This is a genomic window from Pantoea sp. SYBGC1, assembly GCF_057197005.1.
The window spans coordinates 134,705-151,727 of sequence record NZ_JBXUNM010000004.1 but is presented as its reverse complement, the minus strand read 5'-3'; the positions used below and the strand labels follow the sequence as shown (position 1 = coordinate 151,727).

Annotated in this window: 12 protein-coding genes; 4 read left to right on the top strand and 8 right to left on the bottom strand. The window is 57.2% G+C overall.

The features are described 5' to 3' along the window. Positions 1 to 8: 8 nt before the first annotated feature. The 3 genes from carB (at position 9) to folA (ending at position 5,357) form a co-directional block, all read left to right on the top strand. Positions 9 to 3,236 carry a carbamoyl-phosphate synthase large subunit gene (gene carB / locus AC2CF9_RS09690; RefSeq protein ID WP_065650166.1) on the top strand — a complete coding sequence of 1,076 codons (3,228 nt, stop codon included), beginning with the start codon at positions 9 to 11 and terminating at the stop codon, positions 3,234 to 3,236. A gap of 226 nt (positions 3,237 to 3,462) precedes the next feature. Further along, positions 3,463 to 4,605 (top strand): porin, encoded by a 1,143-nt coding sequence (locus AC2CF9_RS09685; RefSeq protein ID WP_484556853.1) that lies wholly within the window; start codon positions 3,463 to 3,465, stop codon positions 4,603 to 4,605. Positions 4,606 to 4,874: 269 nt separating this feature from the next. Then, entirely contained in the window at positions 4,875 to 5,357 is a 483-nt protein-coding gene (gene folA / locus AC2CF9_RS09680; RefSeq protein ID WP_039382513.1) for a type 3 dihydrofolate reductase, read from the top strand. 69 nt (positions 5,358 to 5,426) lie between these two features. Here folA and apaH read toward each other — a convergent pair whose 3' ends face one another. Genes apaH through lptD form a run of 6 tightly spaced genes read right to left on the bottom strand, consistent with a single transcriptional unit; the run spans position 5,427 to position 12,258 of the window. Further along, positions 5,427 to 6,296: a bis(5'-nucleosyl)-tetraphosphatase (symmetrical) ApaH gene (gene apaH, locus AC2CF9_RS09675; protein ID WP_150017984.1), complete on the bottom strand. Its 870-nt coding sequence runs from the start codon at positions 6,294 to 6,296 to the stop codon at positions 5,427 to 5,429. A 49-nt stretch (positions 6,297 to 6,345) separates the two neighbouring features. After that, entirely contained in the window at positions 6,346 to 6,723 is a 378-nt protein-coding gene (gene apaG / locus AC2CF9_RS09670) for a Co2+/Mg2+ efflux protein ApaG (protein WP_039382517.1), read from the bottom strand. A gap of 4 nt (positions 6,724 to 6,727) precedes the next feature. Beyond that, complete coding sequence (gene rsmA / locus AC2CF9_RS09665; protein WP_039382519.1) at positions 6,728 to 7,552, bottom strand: 16S rRNA (adenine(1518)-N(6)/adenine(1519)-N(6))-dimethyltransferase RsmA; 825 nt, start codon at positions 7,550 to 7,552, stop codon at positions 6,728 to 6,730. After that, complete coding sequence (gene pdxA / locus AC2CF9_RS09660; RefSeq protein ID WP_484556852.1) at positions 7,545 to 8,540, bottom strand: 4-hydroxythreonine-4-phosphate dehydrogenase PdxA; 996 nt, start codon at positions 8,538 to 8,540, stop codon at positions 7,545 to 7,547. The genes rsmA and pdxA overlap by 8 nt, the downstream gene beginning before the upstream one ends. After that, complete coding sequence (gene surA, locus AC2CF9_RS09655; protein WP_484556851.1) at positions 8,530 to 9,819, bottom strand: peptidylprolyl isomerase SurA; 1,290 nt, start codon at positions 9,817 to 9,819, stop codon at positions 8,530 to 8,532. Before surA ends, pdxA begins: the two co-directional genes overlap by 11 nt. Positions 9,820 to 9,873: 54 nt before the next feature. After that, complete coding sequence (lptD, locus tag AC2CF9_RS09650; RefSeq protein ID WP_052246515.1) at positions 9,874 to 12,258, bottom strand: LPS assembly protein LptD; 2,385 nt, start codon at positions 12,256 to 12,258, stop codon at positions 9,874 to 9,876. Between the two features lie 182 nt (positions 12,259 to 12,440). Here lptD and djlA point away from each other — a divergent pair, with 182 nt between their 5' ends. Continuing rightward, positions 12,441 to 13,250 carry a co-chaperone DjlA gene (gene djlA / locus AC2CF9_RS09645; protein WP_484556850.1) on the top strand — a complete coding sequence of 270 codons (810 nt, stop codon included), beginning with the start codon at positions 12,441 to 12,443 and terminating at the stop codon, positions 13,248 to 13,250. 48 nt (positions 13,251 to 13,298) lie between these two features. Here the strand turns inward: djlA and rluA are convergent, their stop codons facing one another. Next, a complete protein-coding gene (gene rluA, locus AC2CF9_RS09640) occupies positions 13,299 to 13,958 on the bottom strand; it encodes a bifunctional tRNA pseudouridine(32) synthase/23S rRNA pseudouridine(746) synthase RluA (protein ID WP_150017979.1) in 660 nt (219 codons plus the stop codon). A gap of 15 nt (positions 13,959 to 13,973) precedes the next feature. After that, positions 13,974 to 16,880: an RNA polymerase-associated protein RapA gene (rapA, locus tag AC2CF9_RS09635; RefSeq protein WP_484556849.1), complete on the bottom strand. Its 2,907-nt coding sequence runs from the start codon at positions 16,878 to 16,880 to the stop codon at positions 13,974 to 13,976. Positions 16,881 to 17,023: the final 143 nt, after the last annotated feature.

Genomic DNA, 17,023 nt, shown 5'->3' with positions numbered 1-17,023 from the left:
AGCCTCCGATGCCAAAACGTACTGACATAAAATCTATCCTGATCCTTGGCGCTGGCCCGATCGTTATCGGTCAGGCGTGTGAATTTGACTACTCGGGCGCACAGGCGTGTAAAGCGCTGCGTGAAGAGGGCTATCGCGTCATTCTGGTTAACTCCAACCCGGCGACCATCATGACCGACCCGGAAATGGCTGACGCGACCTATATTGAGCCAATCCACTGGGAAGTGGTGCGCAAAATCATCGAAAAAGAGCGCCCGGATGCGGTACTGCCTACCATGGGCGGGCAGACCGCGCTGAACTGCGCGCTGGAGCTGGAGCGCCAGGGCGTGCTGGAAGAGTTTGGCGTGACCATGATTGGCGCCACGGCTGACGCTATCGATAAAGCTGAAGATCGCCGTCGCTTTGACGTGGCGATGAAAAGCATCGGTCTCGATACCGCCCGTTCGGGTATCGCCCATACGATGGAAGAGGCGCTGAAGGTTGCGGAGGAGGTCGGTTTCCCGTGCATTATTCGTCCCTCCTTTACCATGGGCGGCACCGGCGGCGGTATCGCTTACAACCGCGAAGAGTTTGAAGAGATTTGTGAACGCGGCCTCGACCTCTCCCCGACCAACGAGCTGCTGATAGATGAGTCGCTGATTGGCTGGAAAGAGTATGAGATGGAGGTGGTGCGCGATAAAAATGATAACTGCATCATCGTCTGTTCAATTGAAAACTTCGACGCCATGGGCATTCACACCGGCGACTCCATCACCGTAGCACCAGCGCAGACGCTGACCGACAAAGAGTATCAAATCATGCGTAACGCCTCGCTGGCGGTGCTGCGTGAGATCGGTGTTGAAACCGGCGGCTCTAACGTTCAGTTCTCGGTCAACCCGAAAGATGGGCGTCTGATTGTCATCGAAATGAACCCGCGCGTGTCGCGCTCCTCCGCGCTGGCGTCCAAAGCTACCGGGTTCCCGATTGCTAAAGTCGCGGCTAAGCTGGCGGTGGGCTTTACGCTCGATGAGCTGATGAACGACATCACCGGCGGCCGCACGCCGGCGTCGTTTGAGCCCTCAATTGACTATGTCGTGACCAAAATCCCGCGCTTTAACTTTGAGAAGTTTGCGGGTGCCAACGATCGCCTCACGACACAGATGAAATCAGTGGGTGAGGTGATGGCGATTGGCCGTACCTTCCAGGAGTCGATGCAGAAAGCGCTGCGCGGCCTTGAAGTCGGTGCTAACGGCTTTGATCCAAAAGTGGATCTGGATGACGCCGATGCGCTGACCCGCATCCGCCGCGAGCTGAAAGACGCCGGCTCGGACCGCATCTGGTATGTTGCTGACGCGTTTCGTGCCGGTATGTCGGTGGATGGCGTATTTAATCTCACCAACATCGATCGCTGGTTCCTGGTACAGATTGAAGAGCTGGTGCGGCTGGAAGAGCAGGTTGCACGTGAAGGCGTTAACGCACTGGATGCCGGTTTCCTGCGTGCGCTGAAGCGTAAAGGCTTTGCCGATGCGCGTCTGGCAGCGCTGGCGGGTGTGGCAGAAAGCGAAATCCGCAAGCTGCGTCAGCAGTACAATCTGCATCCGGTCTATAAGCGGGTGGATACCTGTGCCGCTGAGTTCTCGACGGATACCGCCTATATGTATTCCACCTATGAGGAGGAGTGCGAAGCGAACCCGAATCAGGATCGTGACAAAATCATGGTGCTGGGCGGCGGACCAAACCGTATCGGCCAGGGTATCGAATTTGACTACTGCTGCGTCCACGCATCGCTGGCGCTGCGTGAAGATGGTTATGAAACCATCATGGTTAACTGCAACCCGGAAACGGTCTCAACCGACTATGACACCTCCGATCGCCTCTACTTTGAGCCGGTTACGCTGGAAGATGTGCTGGAGATTGTACGGATTGAGCAGCCAAAAGGCGTTATCGTGCAGTATGGTGGCCAGACGCCGCTGAAACTGGCGCGTGCGCTCGAAGCAGCGGGTGTACCGGTTATCGGTACCAGCCCGGACGCGATTGACCGCGCTGAAGACCGCGAGCGTTTCCAGCAGGCGGTGGATCGTCTGAAACTGAAACAGCCCGCTAACGCCACGGTTGCCACGCTGGAGCAGGCGGTAGAGAAAGCTGCCGGTATCGGTTATCCGCTGGTGGTGCGTCCTTCCTATGTACTGGGCGGCCGTGCGATGGAAATCGTCTATGACGAAGTGGATCTTAAGCGCTATTTCCAGACTGCGGTATCCGTCTCTAACGATGCGCCGGTGCTGCTGGATCGCTTCCTGGATGATGCGGTAGAAGTCGATGTGGATGCCATCTGCGACGGCGAGCGGGTGCTGATTGGCGGCATCATGGAACACATTGAGCAGGCGGGTGTTCACTCCGGCGACTCAGCCTGTTCCCTGCCAGCCTATACGCTGAGCAGCGAGATCCAGAACGTGATGCGTCAGCAGGTTGAGAAGCTGGCGTTTGAACTTAACGTACGCGGTCTGATGAACGTGCAGTTTGCGGTCAAAGATAACGAGGTTTACCTGATTGAGGTGAATCCGCGTGCGGCACGTACCGTTCCCTTTGTCTCCAAGGCTACCGGCGTACCGCTGGCCAAAGTGGCGGCGCGCGTCATGGCGGGCAAAACCCTGCTGGAGCAGGGCGTGACGGAAGAGGTCATTCCGCCTTACTACTCGGTGAAAGAGGTGGTGCTGCCGTTTAATAAATTCCCGGGCGTCGATCCGATTCTGGGGCCGGAAATGCGCTCCACCGGTGAGGTGATGGGCGTCGGCCGCACCTTTGCTGAAGCCTTTGGTAAAGCGATGCTGGGCGCGCAGAGCAACATGAAGAAAAGCGGTCGTGCGCTGCTCTCGGTGCGTGAAGGCGATAAAAAGCGCATCGTCGATCTGGCGGCTAAGCTGCAGAAGTTTGGCTTTGAGCTGGACGCTACCCACGGTACGGCGGTGGTGCTGGGTGAAGCCGGTATCAATCCACGCCTGGTCAATAAGGTGCATGAGGGACGCCCGCATATTCAGGATCGCCTGAAGAACGGTGAATACACCTATATTGTTAACACCACGGCGGGACGTCAGGCGATTGAAGACTCTAAGCTGATTCGCCGCAGCGCGCTGCAGTATAAAGTGCATTATGACACCACGCTGAACGGCGGCTTCGCGACGGCGATGGCCCTGAATGCGGATCCCACTGAGAAAGTGATTTCAGTGCAGGAGATGCATGCGCAGCTGAAAGGCAAATAAGCGCAGCGTCCGTAAGAGACAGCGGCCCCGTATGGGGCCGTTTTTTTTTGCCTGAAACAGAACAGCCGTAGCAAACCTGCTGATTTGGCTTAACTTTTAGCTATTGGCGCTGCTGTCTCTCTTTTTAAGATTTTTCGCACAAAATTATAACCCGCGATCCGGTGAGGGCGCCTTACTATCTGGCGCCCTCAACCATAGAGCCTTTACCTTCACCGGAAAATATAAAATGAACATGCGTGCTTTGACTCTTAGCGCAGTGGCTGCGTTACTTATGGCTGCGCCGCTCGCCAGCCAGGCTGAAATTACTCTGCTGAAGCAGGACCCGCAGGCGAACAATGCGTTCGATCGCCTTGGCTTTAAAGTGGGCGGCAGTATTCGCCCGCAGTTTATGCATCAGAATGGCGTAAATGACACATCCTACAAGCGTAATGGCTACGACGGCGGCTCGCGCTTCCGCTTTGGCGCAGACTACGCGATCGCAGAAGATCTGAGCTGGGTAGGCTACTACGAGCTGGGCGTTAACTTCCCGGCGTGGTGGGGCTGGGACCATCACTATGCCAGCGGCGCACGCGATACCTCACGTCGTCAGCTCTATACCGGTTTTAAAAGTGCCAGCCTCGGCGAACTCTATTTTGGTCAGCAAAACAGCGTCTATTACGATGTGGTTGGCGCAAAAACCGATATCTGGGATTACGACATGCTGGCCCAGGGTTCCGGCGTCGGTATCAACGGCGATTACGACGGCAGCTATCGCTCGCGCAAAATGCTGAAGTATAAAACCCGTGCCGGCGCCGCCGATCTGTACGCCTCTTATCTGTTTGAGGATACCGAATATCTGCCGGGTAACGGCCTGCGCTACAAGCGCAACGGCGGCGGATCGCTGGGTGTCAACTATCACATCAGCGATGAGCTGGCGTGGGGAACCGCGTGGAATTATACCCGTGCCACCGTACGCAATCCGGGCAACGGCGACAGCGAGCGCTACGATCAGAATATCTGGGGCACCTCGGTCAGCTGGACGCCGGATAGCTGGACGCTGGCGGCAGGCGCCGGCTGGTATCAGAACTTTGCGCCAACCCGCCTGAAAAGCGCAACAAACTACTTTGCGGATGACGCGTGGGGCATCGAGTATTTTGCCGGTTATAAATTTGCTATAGGCCAGTACGCGGTGAAAACCCTTCAGCCTTACGTGATGGGCGATCGCCTGGAGTTCGTCAACGGACGCCACTATAAGCGTATCGATAATGGCGTGGGCATCAGTGCGCAGCTCGACTACGGCTTCCGCGTTGATTATGAATATGTCATCACCTCCGATACCAGCAAGGCGCTCGGCAACGTGAACCTGGTCCGTCTGCGTTACGACTTCTGATGAGTGCAGCGGCTCCCCGCGGAGCCGCTCAGTGCGCTTTTCTTTACACCCTTTCTGAAATCCTGCCGCTAATGCCGCTGAGTTGTGCCAGCTGCGCAGGCGAATATGGCGGCTCTCTCCGTTAATCGCAGTAAAGTCGGTGTAAAGCTCTGCCCGGCAGCCTGAATCTGGCGGCAAAAGAGCTTTACGCAAATAGCACGGCTGGCCTATCGACGAAACTTTCGCCTTTACGTATCATTGCGCCAATTTTTTCCAGCAGGTTTTTAATCATGATTAGTCTGATCGCAGCACTGGCTGCGGATCGCATTATTGGTATGGAAAACGCCATGCCGTGGCATTTACCCGCCGATCTCGCCTGGTTCAAACGCACTACGCTGAATAAACCGGTGATCATGGGGCGTCTGACCTTTGAATCGATTGGCCGTCCGCTGCCAGGCCGGCTCAATATTGTGGTCAGCAGCCAGCCCGGTACGCACGAGGGGGTGACCTGGGTTACTTCACCGGAAGCGGCAATCGAGGCAGCCGGTGACGCAGAAGAGATTATGGTGATTGGCGGCGGCCGTATCTATGAGCAGATGTTGCCCCGCGCCGATCGTCTTTACCTGACGCACATTGATGCTGAAGTGGAAGGGGACACGCAGTTCCCTGATTACGAGCCAGATGAGTGGCAGTCGACGTTCAGCGAGTTCCACGATGCGGATGCGCAAAATTCGCACAGCTACTGCTTTGAGATCCTGGATCGTCGTCGTTAATTGATCCCTGCCAGGCGTGCATAAATGCGCGCCCTGCGCAAAAGCCCCGCTGACATCGCGGGGCTTTTTTTATGGATTGTTGCTCAGCGGAGGAGTCGCGGCGGCGCCTTCAGCGGCCAGTACGGCTTCACGCCGGGAGCGCTGCACATAATATTGCTGTGTTTCCCAGTGCAGCAGCGTCAACGTGCCGCCCCAGCAGCAACCGGTATCCAGACCAATAACGTGTTCGGGTGTGCCTTTGCCTTCAAGGGAGGCCCAGTGGCCGAAAATCTGCGTGTAGTCGCTGCCCATTTTACCCGGCACGTTGAACCAGGGCCGCAGCGGCGGCGGAGCGGAGTCGGGCGCCTCTTTGCAGATCATATCCAGCTGGCCGTTAGGGAAGCAGAAACGCATGCGCGTCAGGGCATTCGTACTGAATCGCAGGCGCGCCAGGCCGCTCAGCTCCGGTGTCCAGTTGTTGGGCATATCGCCATACATGGCGTCCAGAAACAGCGGATAGCTGTCGCTGGAGAGCACCGCTTCTACTTCACGCGCGCACGCTTTTGCCGTCGCGAGATCCCACTGCGGGGTAATGCCGGCATGCGCCATGACGAGCTTTTTCTCTTCATCCACCTGCAGCAGCGGCTGGCGCCGCAGCCAGTTGATCAGCGCATCAGCATCGTCCGCCTCCAGCAGCGGCGTCAGACGGTCTTTCGGTTTATTACGGCTGATGCCGGCGAAAACCGCCAGCAGGTGCAGGTCATGATTACCCAGCACCATGCGTACGCTGTCACCCAGTGATTTTACGTAGCGCAGCACATCAAGTGAACCGGGACCGCGCGCCACAAGGTCGCCGGTCAGCCAGAGTTCATCCTGCTGCGGATCAAAGCTTACCTGCGCCAGCAGCGCGCGCAGCTCATCGTAACAGCCGTGGATATCGCCAATCAGATATGTACTCATGATATCAGTCCGGTAAAACGCGCCGCCCGGACGAGCCGGGCGGGGGAGATCAGTGAATGTGGGTTTGCACGGCGAGGCGAAACACCGGGATATCGACGTTAAAGGCGCTGCCCTCTTCATCGATCATAACGTAGTGGCCCTGCATGGTGCCCATCGGCGTTTCCAGAATCGCACCGCTGGTATACTGGTATTCGCCACCCGGTTCGATAAACGGCTGCTCGCCCACTACGCCATCGCCCTGAACTTCCGTTTCGCGGCCGTTGCCGTTGGTGATCAGCCAGTAGCGGCTGCGCAGCTGAACGCGCGTGCGCCCGGGATTGCGGATAGTGATGGTATAGGCAAACACGTAGCGATCCTCGTCCGGTGAGGATTGCGATTCCACATACTGACTCAGTACCTGAACACAGACGCGCGCCATATCACTCATGCACTTAGTTCTCCGCTGTTTTTGCCTGATGGTTACCCAGCCAGTTTGCCAGCTGACAATACTGCGCAACGCTGACGTTTTCAGCACGCAGCGAGGTATCAATATTTAACTCTTCCAGCGCACCCGCCGCAACCAGATGACCCAGGCTGTTGCGCAACGTTTTGCGGCGCTGACCAAAAGCCTCGGTGGTAATGCGGCTCAGGATCTTAACATCACTGACCGGGTAAGGCGGCTGTGCATAAGGCACCAGTCGCACCACGGCAGAATCCACTTTAGGTGGCGGCGTAAACGACTGCGGCGGCACTTCAAGAACCGGGATCACCTGGCAGTAATATTGCGCCATCACGCTGAGACGACCATATGCTTTACTGCCCGGGCCGGCAACCAGACGGTTAACCACCTCTTTCTGCAGCATGAAGTGCATATCTTTGATCGAACCAGTATAGCTGAAAAGATGAAACATCAGCGGCGTGGAGATGTTGTAGGGCAGGTTGCCGAACACGCGCAGCGGCTGACCTTTCTCCTGCGCCAGCGCAGCAAAATCAAAGGTCATCGCATCCTGCTGATAAATGGTCAGCTTGGGACCGAGGAACGGATGCGTCTGCAGACGAGCCGCCAGATCGCGATCCAGCTCAACGACGGTCAGCGCGTCCAGGCGTTCGCCTACCGGCTCGGTCAGGGCACCGAGACCGGGACCGATCTCGACCAGCGCCTCCTGCTTTTGCGGATGAATAGCAGAGACGATGCTATCGATAATGTACTGATCGTTCAGGAAGTTCTGCCCGAAACGTTTACGGGCGTAATGCCCCTGATGGACGCGATTATTCATTACTGCTCTTGATCATAGTGATGGCGAGATTAAGCGCCGTGATAAAGCTGCCCGGCTCTGCCTGCCCAAGACCGGCCAGTTCCAGCGCGGTACCGTGATCGACAGAGGTTCGGATAAAAGGCAGGCCCAGGGTGATATTCACCGCCCGGCCAAAACCCTGATATTTAAGGACCGGCAATCCCTGGTCATGATACATCGCCAGCACCGCATCGGCATGTTGCAGATACTTAGGCTGAAACAGCGTATCGGCCGGCAGTGGCCCCGTCAGACGGATGCCCTGCTGACGCAGCGCATCCAGCGCTGGCGTAATGGTGTCAATCTCTTCACGCCCCATATGCCCGCCTTCGCCAGCGTGCGGATTGAGGCCGCAGACAAAGATATGCGGCTGCGCCAGGCCAAACTTCTGCTGCAAATCCTGATGCAGAATGGTGATGACCTCATGCAGGCTCTCGCGCGTGATGGCGGCAGAGACATCTTTCAGCGGCAGATGGGTGGTTGCCAGCGCCACGCGCAGTGACTCGGTTGCCAGCATCATGACCACGCGGTCACCATCGGCGCGATCGGCGAAAAATTCTGTATGGCCGGTAAACGGAATGCCGGCGTCGTTGATGACGCCTTTATGCACCGGCCCGGTGATCAGCGCCGCAAACTCGCCCCGAAGCGCACCGTCACAGGCGCGCGCCAGCGTCTCCAGGACATAGGCACCGTTAGCCACGCAGAGCTGACCCGGCACCACCGGCTGCGCTGTATCAATCTGCAGCAGCGTCAGGGTACCCGCCTGCTGCGGCTGCGGTGCGCGATCAGGCTGCCACGGCTGCAGGGTTAGCGGCAGGCCAAGCTGCGCGGCACGCTGCCGCAGCACCTCGCCGTCAGCACAGACCACCAGTTCAACCGGCCAGTTGCGCTGCGCCAGCTGCACCGTGAGATCGGGACCAATCCCGGCGGGTTCGCCGGGCGTGATCGCAACGCGATAGCTATCAGTTGCCATCAAGGATCTTCACGTAGGCGCTGGCGCGCTGCTCCTGCATCCAGGTCTGCGCTTCTTCTGCAAACTTACGGTTGAACAGCAGGCGATAGGCGCGCTCTTTCTGCGCCGCATCGGTTTTATCCACCTGGCGCGTATCCAGCAGCTGAATCAGATGCCAGCCAAATGAAGAGTGAACCGGTGCGCTGACCTGACCTTTCTGCAGCTTCAGCAGCGCGTCGCGGAAAGCGGGATCGTAGATGTCGGGTGATGCCCAGCCAAGATCGCCGCCCTGGTTAGCAGAGCCCGGATCGTCAGAGAACTGTTTGGCGGCAGCGGCAAAAGTGGTTTTTCCGCTTTTGATGTCAGCGGCAAGCTGCGTAATTTTTTCACGCGCCTGATCGTCGCTCAGGATCGGTGATGGCTTCAGCAGAATATGGCGGGCGTGTACCTCAGTGACCGAGATATTCTTGCTCTCACCGCGCAGATCGTTGACTTTGAGGATATGGAAGCCCACGCCGGAACGAATCGGACCGACCACATCGCCTTTTTTCGCGCTGCTCAGCGCCTGTGAGAACAGCGTCGGCAGCTCTTCAATTTTACCCCAGCCCATGTTGCCGCCTTTCAGCGCCTGTGGATCGGCTGAGTAGGTCACCGCCAGCTTACCGAAATCGGCACCGCCTTTGATCTCGCCCACCAGCTGACGTGCCAGCGCTTCCTGATCGTCAACCTGCTGCTGCGTCGGATTTTCCGGCAGCGGCAGCAGAATCTGACTGATATTCAGCTCGGTGCCCTGCGAGTTCTGTGAACCAATCTGCGTCGCCAGCGTATCAACTTCCTGCGGCAGAATGGTGACGCGACGACGCACTTCATTGTTACGTACTTCAGAGATCAGCATCTCTTTACGGATCTGTGCACGGTAGTCGCTGTAGTTCATGCCGTCATAGGCGAGGCGACTGCGCAGCTGATCGATGCTCATACGGTTCTGCGCAGCGATGTTCTGGATCGCCTGATCCAGCTGCTGATCGCTGATCTGCAGGCCCGCTTTTTCACCCATCTGCAGAATAATGTTATCCATGACCTGACGCTCAAGGATCTGATGACGCAACGTACGATCCTCAGGCAGCTGCTGACCCGCCTGCTGCGCCTGGGATTTTACCGTGCGCATCATGTTATCGACGTCACTTTCCAGCACCACGCCGTTGTTCACGACGGCGGCGACTTTATCAACTACCTGTGGGGCTGCGAAAGCGGTGCCGGCCGACATCGCCGCACCCAGAATCAGCATTCTCCAGTTCTTCATACTTTATCCATTATTGTTTCCGCACTGCGGGATCGCCTGTCAAACATCACAACATCAGAATGCGCGCTGATAGGGAATAATGCCCTGACGCAGCATTTCATTAGTGCCTAAGCCGTAGTTGGAACTCAGGCCACGCAGCTCAATGTTGAATGAGATTTGGTTGTCATATTTACTGTCGTTGTTTTCCCAGCCGTTAATCTTGCGCTCGTAGCCCAGACGAATAGCGTAGCAGCAGGAACTGTACTGCACGCCTACCAGCTGCTCTGCCGGACGGCTGTTGCGGGTATCATAGTAGTATGCCCCCACCAGCGACCAGGCATCGGCAATCGGTACGCTGCCGGTTGCACCGACCTGCGAAATGCCATTTTTATAAATCGGATTGTTGATCAGGCTGGCGTTGTTACGCGCCTGCGCGACATATTCCGGGCTGCTGTAGCGATAGCTCAGCTGCAGCATGCGATCGGCATCACGGCGATACTCCAGTACCGTATTACCCTGTGAAACGTTGTCGAGACGGGTGTCATACTGCAGTCCGCCACGCACGTTCCAGCGATCGCTGATTTTCCAGTACGTGTCGCCAGCCCATACCAGGCTGCCGGTATCATCTTCTTTATTTGTCTGGTTTACGCCGGTACGCGACGGAGTAAACGAGTAGATTTGACCTACAGAAACGTTAAAACGTTCAACCAGATCGTTGTCATAAATGCGTGTCGTTACGCCACTTGCCACTTCATTCGAGGAGGCGATGCGATCGAGACCGCTATAGGTGCGATCGCGGAACAGGCCGGTATAGTCGGTCTGCAGCAGCGTAGAGTCGTAAGGATAGATGTTGCTCTGATCGCGATACGGAATATAGAGATACTGAACGCGCGGCTCCAGCGTCTGGGTATAGCCCTGCGACCAGTCCATATCGCGATCAAATACCAGACGGCCATCTACTTTAAACTGCGGCAGCGTACGGTTTACGGAATCTTTCAGCCGTCCGCTGTTGTTGTTTGTGGCGTCAGGATTAAAGCGGGTGTTATAGCTTTCGATATTGTCCTGCTGATAGTGCGTAGCCAGCAGTTTTGCTTCGGTATCGAGACTGGCCCAGCCGTTGGAGAGCGGCAGATTCAGCGTCGGCTCAATGTGCAGACGCGTCGCTTCCGGCATCCGGTTGCTGACGTTGGTAAACTTCACCGCCTGTGCATAGACGCGGCCATCAAACGGACCGATATCATTCTGGTAGGCGTTAACGTCAAGCTGCGGCGCAGCACGGTAGACGTTGGCAGAGCTGGTATTGCCGAAGACCTGGAAATCTTTGGTCGAGAGCGTCGCATCCCAGTTGGTATCCGCGTAGCCGATGCTGAATTTCTGCGTCGCATAGTTATTGGTCGAGCTGTAATATTTCGAGTCGATATCGTTGAAATAGTAGGGATCGCTGACCTTGGTATAATCCGCCGCAAAGCGCCAGTGCTGATCGTAAACGCCTGAATGGCGCCAGAAGAAGAGCCAGCGTTTGGAGTCCTGATCGTCTTCAATAGAAGAGCGCGCCGCGCGATCTTTTTCATACTGCTTATCGGACGGCAGGTAATCCAGCTCCATCAGGCCGGCGCCAAACACCGTAAGGTAACGGAACTCCGTTTGCAGCTGCGTACCGCGCTTGCTCATATAGTGTGGCGTCAGCGTGGCATCCGCCTGCGGCGCAATATTCCAGTAGTACGGCAGCATAAATTCGAAGCCGTTATTACTGCCATATTTCGCATTCGGGATCAGGAAACCGGAACGACGACGATCGCCGATCGGCAGCTGCAGATAAGGGCTGTAAAACACCGGCACATTGCCGAGTTTAAAGCGCGCGTTCCAGATCTCCGCCACCTCTTCCTGACGATCCTGGATCACCTCTGATCCCACCACGCTCCAGCTGTTAGAGCCCGGCAGACAGGAGGTAAAGGTGCCATTTTCGAGGATGGTATACCGGTTATTGCCACGCAGCTTCATCTGGTCGGCATCACCGCGTCCCTGACGTCCCACCATCTGGTAGTTGCCGTTCCAGACGTTGGTGTCTTTGGTATTCAGATTGGACCAGGCTTTCGGACCTTTCAGGATGACCTGATTATCGTCATAGTGCACATTACCCAACGCATCCACGGTGCGTACCGGCGCGGTCTGGCCCTCCTGCTGACGCTGATGCAGCTGCATTTCGTCAGCGCGCAGACGGCTGTTACCCTGCTGCACATCGACATTACCGGTGAATACTGCATCATCCGGATAATTGCCTTTTGCCGAATCGGAATTGATGGTTACCGGCAGGGAGTTAGCGTCACCATTAATAACCGGGCGGTTGTAGCTTGGCACGCCCAGCATACACTGCGACATCAAATCGTCGGCCAGCGCGTGCTGACTATAAAGTGCGGCACCAATCATGGTTGCCAGCAGGGTAGGTATACGTTTTTTCATACGCGGTTTCGATAATTCCATGGACACTGGCATCATGCCGACAATCCGGACAGAGACTAACTTACCGCCCGGCGTAGTGCCAGCGTTAATCCTTTTCTGTCTGCGTTGCCGTTAGGCGCGGAGATAAATGACAGGTATGATAATGCAATTTTCAGCCACAAGCATGGCGAATTGAGGAGTTTATGCGCTACTGGGGAAAAGTTATTGGTCTTGCGCTTGGCGTGATGTCAGGCGCGGGGTTCTGGGGCATTGTCCTGGGTCTGATCATTGGTCATCTGATTGATAAAGTGCGCAGCGTAAAAGGGCAGGGATACTTTGCCAATAATCAGTCGCGGCAGACGCTGTTTTTCAGCACGACGTTTCAGGTCATGGGACATCTGACCAAATCAAAAGGGCGCGTCACCGAAGCGGATATTCAGATTGCGTCGCTGTTTATGGATCGTATGCAGCTGCATGGAGAAGCGCGTACTGCCGCGCAGCGCGCCTTTCGTGAAGGCAAGCAGAGCGACTATCCGCTACGTAACAAACTGCGTGAGCTGCGCAGCGCCTGTTTTGGCCGCTTCGATCTGATTCGGATGTTTCTGGAAATTCAGATTCAGGCGGCATTTGCGGATGGTTCTCTGCATCCGAATGAGCGGCAGGTGCTGTATGTGATTGCCGAAGAGCTGGGGATCTCGCGCCAGCAGTTCGATCAGTTTCTGCGCATGATGGAAGGCGGCCAGCAGTTTGGCGGCGCGGGTGCCTCAGGCGGCGGCTGGCAGCAGGCGAAGCGCGGACCCACGCTGGAAGACGCCTGCAGCGTACTGGGCGTGAAAAGCAGTGATGATAACACCACCATTAAACGCGCTTATCGCAAGCTGATGAGTGAACATCATCCCGATAAGCTGGTGGCGAAAGGCCTGCCGCCGGAAATGATGGAGATGGCGAAACAGAAAGCGCAGGAGATTCAGGCCGCGTACGACCTGATCCGCAAAGAGAAAGGGTTTAAATAGCCCGGCCATCCCGCCCTTTTTACCGGAAAGAGGGCGGGGTGACGCAGGTCAGAACTCCGCTGGCTGACGAAACGTCATGCTGCTGCCAAAGGCCGGATGGGTAATGGTCAGCGACTCCGCATGCAGCTGCAGACGGGCTGCCATCGCCAGCGCCGCCTCATGTGCATAGAAACGATCGCCGAGGATCGGATGTCCCAGCGCCAGCAGATGCACGCGCAGCTGATGTGAGCGACCGGTAATGGGCTTCAGCAGCACGCGCGCGCTGTTATCGGCGGCATACTCCAGCACTTCATACTCCGTCTGAGCCGGTTTTCCCAGTTCGTGACTTACCATCTGCTTTGGCCGGTTCGGCCAGTCGCAAATCAGCGGCAGATCGATCAGGCCCTTTTCCGCTGCCGGATGGCCCCAGACGCGCGCCACATAGTGCTTTGACGGCTCACGCTCGCGAAACTGACGCTTCAGCTCGCGCTCTGCCGCCTTGTTCAGCGCCACCACAATCACGCCGCTGGTCGCCATATCGAGCCGGTGCACCGATTCCGCCTGCGGAAAATCACGCTGGATGCGCGTCATCACGCTATCCCTGTGCTCCTCCAGCCGGCCCGGCACCGACAGCAATCCGCTCGGTTTGTTGACCACCATAATGTGCGCGTCCTGATACAGAATATGCAGCCAGGGTTCGGACGGCGGATTGTAGGGTTCCATCAGCATGTCAGCCTCGCCTGCTTACTGGTGCGTTACGACGATCAGGCGCAGCGCATCGAGACGCCAGCCCGCATCGCTCAGGCTGGCCAGCACCTGCGCACGATTGCTCTCCAGCGCCTCAACCTCATCGTCACGGATGTTAGGATTGACGGCGCGCAGTGCTTCGAGTCGCGACAGCTCCGCGCTCAGCTTTTCATCCGCCTCCGCTTTCGCCGCGGCAATCAGCGCCTGCGCTTCCGGCACCACGGCCTGCTCCGCCTGCGTCAGAATGGCATGCACATCCTGCTGGACGGCGTTGACCAGTTTGCTGCCGGTATGGCGGTTAACCGCGTTAAGCTGACGGTTGAAGCTCTCAAACTCCACTTTGCCCGCCAGATTATTACCCGCGCGATCCATCAGCATGCGCACCGGCGTCGGCGGCAGGAAGCGGGTAAGCTGCAGCTGTTTCGGTGCCTGCGCCTCAACCACATAGATCATCTCAACCAGCAGCGTACCGACCGGAAGCGCCTTGTTCTTCAGCAGTGACAGGGCGCAGCTGCCGGTATCGCCGGAGAGGATAAGATCCAGACCATTGCGAATCAGCGGATGCTCCCAGGTAATGAACTGCGTATCTTCGCGCGACAGCGCCTGATTACGGTTAAAGGTAATCGTACAGCCATCTTCCGGCAGGCCGGGGAAATCGGGTACCAGCATGTGATCGGAAGGGGTCAGAACAATCAGATTGTCGCTGCGATCTTCCTGATTGATGCCGACAATGTCGAACAGATTGAGCGCAAAGTTTACCAGCTCGGTATCATTATCCTGAGCTGCAATGGTATCAGCCAGCGCCATCGCCGCTTCGCCGCCGTTGGAGTTAAGCTCCAGCAGGCGGTCGCGGCCCTGCTCCAGCTGCGCTTTCAGCGCATCGTGCTGCTTACGGCTTTTCAGGATGAACTCATCAAGACCCTGCGGGTTTTCCGGTGCCGCCAGGAACTCAATCAGCTGATTATATTCAGCGTCATAAATAGCGCGGCCGGTAGGGCAGGTGTGCTCAAATGCGTCCAGTCCTTCGTGATACCAGCGCAGCAGCACCGCCTGTGCGGTTTTCTCCAGCCAGGGCACCATGATCTGGATATCGTGCAGCTGACCGATACGATCGAGGCGTCCGATACGCTGCTCCAGCAGATCGGGGTTAAACGGCAGATCGAACATCACCAGCCGGCTGGCGAACTGGAAGTTACGGCCCTCAGAGCCGATCTCCGAGCAGATCAGCACCTGCGCGCCCTCTTCCTGCGAGGCGAAGAACGCCGCCGCGCGATCGCGCTCAATAATGGAGAGACCTTCATGGAACACCGCCGCGCGAATACCTTCACGCTCGCGCAGCACCTGCTCCAGCTGCAGCGCAGTGGCCGCTTTGGCACAAATCACCAGCACTTTCTCTTTGCGGTTGCTGGTGAGATAACCCATCAGCCACTCAACGCGCGGATCAAAGTTCCACCACGTGCCGCTATCGCCTTCAAACTCCTGATAGATCTGCTCTGGATAGAGCATGTCCCGGGCGCGCTCCTCCGGCGACTTGCGGGCCGCCATAATGCCGGAGACTTTGATCGCTGTCTGATACTGCGCCGGCAGCGGCAGGCGGATCTGCTGCAGCTCGCGCTTTGGAAAGCCCTTCACGCCGTTACGGGTGTTGCGGAACAGAACGCGGCTGGTGCCGTGGCGGTCCATCAGCATTGAGACCAGCTCTTTGCGCGCATCCTCTTTACCGTCGCGGTCGCTGTTAGCAACCTGCAGTAGCGGTTCGATATCCTGCTCGCCAATCAGCTCATTGATCAGGTTCATCTCATCTTTGCTGATCGCCTGGTCCGCCAGCAGTGAGCTGACGGCATCGGCCACCGGACGATAGTGCTGCTGCTCGGCGACAAACTGGCTGAAATCGTGAAAGCGGTCGGGATCGAGCAGGCGCAGACGGGCAAAGTGGCTCTCCAGCCCCAGCTGTTCCGGCGTGGCGGTAAGCAGCAGTACGCCCGGCGTGTTCTCCGCCAGCTGTTCAATCACCTGATATTCGCGGCTGGGTGCCGCTTCACTCCACGCCAGGTGGTGCGCCTCATCCACGACCAGCAGATCCCACTCCGCATCCGCCAGCAGTTCCAGACGCTGTTTATTGCGGCGCACAAAGTCGAGCGAGCAGATAATCAGCTGTTCCGTTTCAAACGGATTGTCGCTGTCGTGCTGCGCTTCGGTATAACGATCGTCATCAAACAGAGCAAAGCGCAGGTTAAAGCGGCGCAGCATCTCTACCAGCCACTGATGCTGCAGCGTTTCCGGCACCACGATCAGCACACGGTCGGCGCGTCCCGCCAGCAGCTGCTGCTGGATGATCATGCCCGCCTCAATGGTTTTACCCAGGCCGACTTCATCTGCCAGCAGCACGCGCGGCGCGTGACGGCGGCCCACATCGTGTGCGATATGCAGCTGGTGCGGGATAAGGTTGGTGCGCATGCCGCGCAGGCCGCTGACGGCAAGGCGATACTGCTCGCTCTGATATTTGCGCGCGCGAAAGCGCAGGGCGAAGCGATCCATGCGATCGAGCTGACCGGCGAACAGGCGATCCTGCGGCTTGCTGAAGACCAGCTTGCTGTCCAGCATCACTTCGCGCAGCACCACGTTGCTCTCTTCGGTATCAGCACGGGTACCGATGTAGGTCACCAGCTCATTTTCATGCCGCACTTCATCAACCAGCATCTGCCAGCCTTCATGGCTGGTAACGGTATCACCCGGATTGAAAATCACGCGGGTGACCGGAGAATCATGACGGGCATAGAGGCGGTTCTCGCCGGTTGCGGGAAACATCAGCGTGACCATGCGCGTATCCAGCGCCACGACCGTACCCAGTCCCAGTTCACTTTCCGTATCACTTATCCAGCGTTGACCCAGTGTAAATACCATATATTTTTTGCTCGATTCTCTGAATGACTTAAAGACGTTCGCCTGCTCTCAGGCAATAACAAAGCGCCAGACAGATGTCTGGTCAGGTTGTGCATGCTGAAATACAGGAAGGGCGCTATGGTACTGGATGGCAGGGCGTTCGT

Coding starts and splice junctions, on each gene's coding strand:
- carB (WP_065650166.1), top strand. CDS start 9: ATGCCAAAACGTACTGACATAAAATCTATCCTGATCCTTGGCGCTGGC.
- AC2CF9_RS09685 (WP_484556853.1), top strand. CDS start 3,463: ATGAACATGCGTGCTTTGACTCTTAGCGCAGTGGCTGCGTTACTTATG.
- folA (WP_039382513.1), top strand. CDS start 4,875: ATGATTAGTCTGATCGCAGCACTGGCTGCGGATCGCATTATTGGTATG.
- apaH (WP_150017984.1), bottom strand. CDS start 6,296: ATGAGTACATATCTGATTGGCGATATCCACGGCTGTTACGATGAGCTG.
- apaG (WP_039382517.1), bottom strand. CDS start 6,723: ATGAGTGATATGGCGCGCGTCTGTGTTCAGGTACTGAGTCAGTATGTG.
- rsmA (WP_039382519.1), bottom strand. CDS start 7,552: ATGAATAATCGCGTCCATCAGGGGCATTACGCCCGTAAACGTTTCGGG.
- pdxA (WP_484556852.1), bottom strand. CDS start 8,540: ATGGCAACTGATAGCTATCGCGTTGCGATCACGCCCGGCGAACCCGCC.
- surA (WP_484556851.1), bottom strand. CDS start 9,819: ATGAAGAACTGGAGAATGCTGATTCTGGGTGCGGCGATGTCGGCCGGC.
- lptD (WP_052246515.1), bottom strand. CDS start 12,258: ATGAAAAAACGTATACCTACCCTGCTGGCAACCATGATTGGTGCCGCA.
- djlA (WP_484556850.1), top strand. CDS start 12,441: ATGCGCTACTGGGGAAAAGTTATTGGTCTTGCGCTTGGCGTGATGTCA.
- rluA (WP_150017979.1), bottom strand. CDS start 13,958: ATGCTGATGGAACCCTACAATCCGCCGTCCGAACCCTGGCTGCATATT.
- rapA (WP_484556849.1), bottom strand. CDS start 16,880: ATGGTATTTACACTGGGTCAACGCTGGATAAGTGATACGGAAAGTGAA.